The sequence below is a fragment of the Plectonema radiosum NIES-515 genome (assembly GCF_025753815.1).
Classification (GTDB): Bacteria; Cyanobacteriota; Cyanobacteriia; order Cyanobacteriales; family Nostocaceae; genus Hassallia; species Hassallia radiosum_A.
Window position 1 is genome coordinate 1 of record NZ_JAOWRF010000228.1, and the last position, 2,735, is coordinate 2,735.

2 protein-coding genes and 1 pseudogene are annotated in these 2,735 nt (G+C 43.5%); 2 read left to right on the forward strand and 1 reads right to left on the reverse strand.

What is annotated here, in order from left to right:
* The coding region (locus tag OGM63_RS15355; protein WP_263746459.1) for a group II intron reverse transcriptase at positions 1-1,064 on the forward strand (1,064 nt) is incomplete at its 5' end.
* A gap of 87 nt (positions 1,065-1,151) precedes the next feature.
* Positions 1,152-1,523, forward strand: a pseudogene (locus tag OGM63_RS15360) (succinate dehydrogenase/fumarate reductase iron-sulfur subunit); the annotation flags it as partial.
* A gap of 338 nt (positions 1,524-1,861) precedes the next feature.
* Here OGM63_RS15360 and OGM63_RS15365 read toward each other — a convergent pair.
* A complete protein-coding gene (locus OGM63_RS15365) occupies positions 1,862-2,374 on the reverse strand; it encodes a TolB family protein (protein ID WP_263746460.1) in 513 nt (170 codons plus the stop codon).
* Between the last annotated feature and the right edge of the window lie 361 nt (positions 2,375-2,735).

Below are 2,735 nucleotides of genomic sequence, written 5' to 3' on the forward strand. Positions count from 1 at the left end.
ATGATGCCCAGAAAAACTTGTTCTTAAACCTAAGTTCCAAAGCCAATGGAATCAATAAAAGAGTGATACAACTCGATATTGAAAAGTGCTTCGATAGGATAAGCCATACCACAATAATGGAAAACCTTATTGCCACTAAAGGCATTAAATCGGGTATATTCCGTTGCCTCAAAGCAGGAACAAACCCCGAATTTCCAGAACAGGGTACACCTCAAGGTGGTGTGGTAAGTCCGCTATTAGCCAACATTGCACTCAACGGGATTGAATGTATCCACAAATACAAAGGTACAAGTGGAATTATAGAACCAACAATTCGTTATGCGGATGACATGGTTATTATACTCAGACCTGAAGATGATGCGATAAACATACTTGACAAAATCGACGAATTTCTAGCTGAAAGAGGAATGAAGGTAAGCGAGAAAAAGACACACATTACCGCCGCGACAGATGGTTTTAACTTCCTTGGCTGGCACTTCAAAGTGCAAAGCAACGGAAAATTCAGATGTACTCCCTCAGTGGACAACTACAAAAAATTCCGTCAGAAGGTAAAAGCTATCGTCAACTGCTCAAATATTGGTTCTACAGAAAAAGTTGAGAAATTAGCCCCTGTAGTTAGAGGATGGCGGAATTACCATAAGTTCTGCAAAATGGATGGGTTGCGATTCTCGCTATACCACATTCAACACAGAGCCTTCAAGGTATTCAACAAGGAAACCAAACAAGATCGCTACACTAGTAAGAAATTATTAGATAAAGCGTTCCCAGCGGTCTCCCACTCCGAAAACAAACACGTCAACGTCAAGGGAAAGAAATCACCTTTTGATGGAGATATAGCTTACTGGAGCAAACGCAATAGCAAGTTATACGACTGTGAAACCTCTAAGGCATTAAAACGCCAAAACCAAACATGTGGACAATGTGGACTTAAATGTATGAGCGAAGAGCGAGTACACCTACACCACCGAGACGGGAATCACAACAACTGGAAAGTAAAAAATCTAGTGGTCTTGCATGAATCCTGTCACAATTATCAACACATGGGCAAAAGGGTTAACCCTTAAGAATATCGGGAGCCGGATGCCGTGAAAGTGGCACGTCCGGATCTAACTGAGAGGTGCGGGAGATAATACTCCCCATCGACTCAACCAGGTGTTTGGGGTTGCACTCGTTGTTTTTACTGCAATAGTGTTTGTCCGATGGATGTACAGCCACTCGAACAAATCACTAAAATTAAACAGGAAATTCTCCATCGCAAACAAGCAAGCGACAGCCGTTCAATTCGCCACCGCAAGGTATTGATAGACTTAGTTAAAGAAGGTGGCTGGATTGATGAACGTAAATTTGGCTTACATGTAGTTGGTAATTACTTCAAAGACTTGAGAGGGTTGCTGAATATTGCCCCCTTGGGTTTGCGGATGATATCTAAAGGTAAATTTCCACTATCATTTGAGTCTTCAGAAGGAACTCAACAAGTGCGATCGCTTATCGAAGCTGTTCAACAAGAGGGACGCTTGGACTAGCGACTAGGGAAAGACAAGGGAGACAAGGGAGATGGGGGAGACAAGGGAGAAATTTTTCCTTAAGAGGGACGCTTGGACTAGGGACTAGGGAAAGACAAGGGAGACAAGGGAGATGGGGGAGACAAGGGAGAAATTTTTCCTTATCCCCCTTATCTCCCAATACGCGGGCGTGTTCAGCCCCAAATACGAGCGTAGAGACGTTGCACATGCTTCGTCTCTACATACATCAAATCAATACCAAAAATCCTTAACACGCCCGCGTATTGCCTTATCTCCAAGGAGTCTCGAAGGAGTCTTCAAGGAGTACCGAGTCCCCATTCCCCACTCCAAGCGTCGCATTAAGGTAGATTTAAACGCTGTCCAGAACGGTCATAGACAAAAAGATCCCATTGTCCATTGAAACTAGACTCAAAGGAGATTTTACTTGCATCAGCGCTAATTGTCGGGTTGCGGACTTCTGCTTGAAGATCGGCAGTTAAATTGCGTGATTGTCGGGTTTCTCGGTCATAGAAAAATATAGCCGATCGTCCTTGACGAGAAGCCGCAAAAACAATAAAACGACCATCATCGTCAGCACTAGGATGAGAAGCGATCGCATCCAAAGAATTTAAACCAGGCAAATCAATTAAACTGCTAGTCACCATATCAAACATATACACATCCTGGCTGCCCCGGCGATCGCTTGTAAAAACAATATACCTACCCGAAATTTGCGGATTTAATTCCGAAGCTGAACTGTTAAGACTTCTACCCCCCGGATCAAAAGGGTAACTTAATAGGCGAGGATAGCCAACACAGCCACTCAACAAGCCTGTTAATGCGAACACAGGTATAAAAATAAAGCCTTTCATATATTAGTTAGGAGTTAGGAGTTAGGAGTTAGGAGTTAGGAGTTAGGAGTTAGGAGTTAGGAGTTGGGAGTTGGGAGTTGGGAGTTAGGAGTTAGGAGTTAGGAGTTAGGAGTTAGGAGTTTGGAGTTTGGAGTTTGGAGTTAGGAGTTTGGAGTTAGGAGTTTGGAGTTAGGAGTTTGGAGTTAGGAGTTTGGAGTTAGGAGTTTGGAGTTAGGAGTTTGGAGTTTGGAGTTTGGAGTTAGGAGTTTGGAGTTAGGAGTTTGGAGTTAGGAGTTTGGAGTTAGGAGTTTGGAGTTTGGAGTTTGGAGTTTGGAGTTTGGAGTTATTCTCCATCCCCGTTGTCCCCGTTGTCCCCCTTGTC

Bases quoted from the DNA above. Each gene is read 5' to 3' on its own strand.
- OGM63_RS15365 (WP_263746460.1), bottom strand. From the start codon at position 2,374: ATGAAAGGCTTTATTTTTATACCTGTGTTCGCATTAACAGGCTTGTTG.